The sequence below is a fragment of the Streptomyces ossamyceticus genome (assembly GCF_001418475.1).
In the GTDB taxonomy this organism is placed as follows: domain Bacteria; phylum Actinomycetota; class Actinomycetes; order Streptomycetales; family Streptomycetaceae; genus Streptomyces; species Streptomyces ossamyceticus.
Genome location: NZ_LIQX01000933.1, coordinates 1 through 1,261 on the forward strand (window position 1 = coordinate 1; position 1,261 = coordinate 1,261).

The 1,261-nt window shown below is 74.4% G+C and carries 1 protein-coding gene; it reads right to left on the reverse strand.

Annotation, left to right across the window (positions count from 1 at the left end):
- Positions 1–747, reverse strand: a 747-nt coding sequence (locus AOK15_RS40675; RefSeq protein WP_055524229.1) for an alpha/beta hydrolase, incomplete at its 3' end; no start/stop codon positions are given.
- Between the last annotated feature and the right edge of the window lie 514 nt (positions 748–1,261).

Consider the following 1,261-nt stretch of genomic DNA (forward strand, 5'->3'; position numbering starts at 1 on the left):
CGCCCGCGCGGGCGCCGCGTACGGTGACACGTCCGCCCCACCCCGCCGCTCGCCCAGCAACGCCGTCCAGCCGGTCTCGTTGGCGGTGCGGTCCCACACCCCGAGCCCCGCCATCTGATGGGCCGACGGCGTGTCGTTCCGGTCGTCGAGCATCGGGCACAGCAGCATCTGCCCGATCGGCCGCGGCCCGCCGCGATCCCGCGCGAGCAGCGCCAGCGCTGCGGCCAGGCCCCCGCCCGCGCTGGCGCCGGTGAGGACGATCCGGTCGGGGTCCCCGCCGATCTCCTTCGCGTTCTCGGCCGTCCACAGCAACCCCGCCCAGACGTCGTCGACGGGTGCCGGGTGCGGATGCTCCGGGGCCAGTCGGTACTCCACGGACACCACGACCGCGCCCAGCTCCCGCGCCCAGGCGAGCGGCGCGTCCACCCCGACCCGGTTGTTGCCGACGACCATGCCGCCGCCGTGCACGTGGTAGAGCACCGGCAGCGGGCCCGGCCGCACCGGCTCCTCGGGGCGGCAGATCAGCAAGGAGATCTCGGGGGCGCCCTCCGGCCCCGGCACCAGCCGGTCCTCGACCTCGAAGGCCCCGTCCATCGTCAGGTCCAGCTGGGCCAGCAGTTCGATGCCCGGCCCCTGACGCAGGGCCGGTATGTCGTCCATCGTGAACTCGCGGGGCAGGACGTCCTTGATGACTTCGAGTACTGCCGCGAGTTCCGGGTCGAACGGGGGCGGGACCATGGTGCTCATGGCTTCTCCTCTGCGGTGCCGTGCCAGTGGTTCGTACCGCGATGATGAGCGAGCCCGCAAGCCTTGCGGAGGCCGTCGTACGGCGGTCGATCCCCGCCACGTGGCGGGTGCCGCACCGCGCCCCGGCGCATCCCCGTCGAACCCCGGCCGCGCCGAGGCGTCGCCCGCGCGGTGGGACAGGGTCGAGGACCCGCCTCGACCATGTCCCACCGCGCGAACCCGCCGCGCCGACGCATATTCAACACACAGTTCACGCCATAGCTTTGGCGTGTCACACGGGCGTAGCGGCCGTACGGAACCCCGGCACCCGCCGACCGCGCGGCTTCCGCACACCTCTCGCGGAGATCTCGTGGGGAATGCGTGGCCGGCCCTTCTCCCGCGCGCACAGGGGCCCGCTCTCAGGGCCTTCCGAGCAGCCGACCGGGCCCGTTGTCGGCGCAACCGCGTCCCACGGCCCGCCAGGAACGCCGCCGCGCGCCCCGGGGCGAGCGGCGGCGTTCCTGGCGGGCCGTGG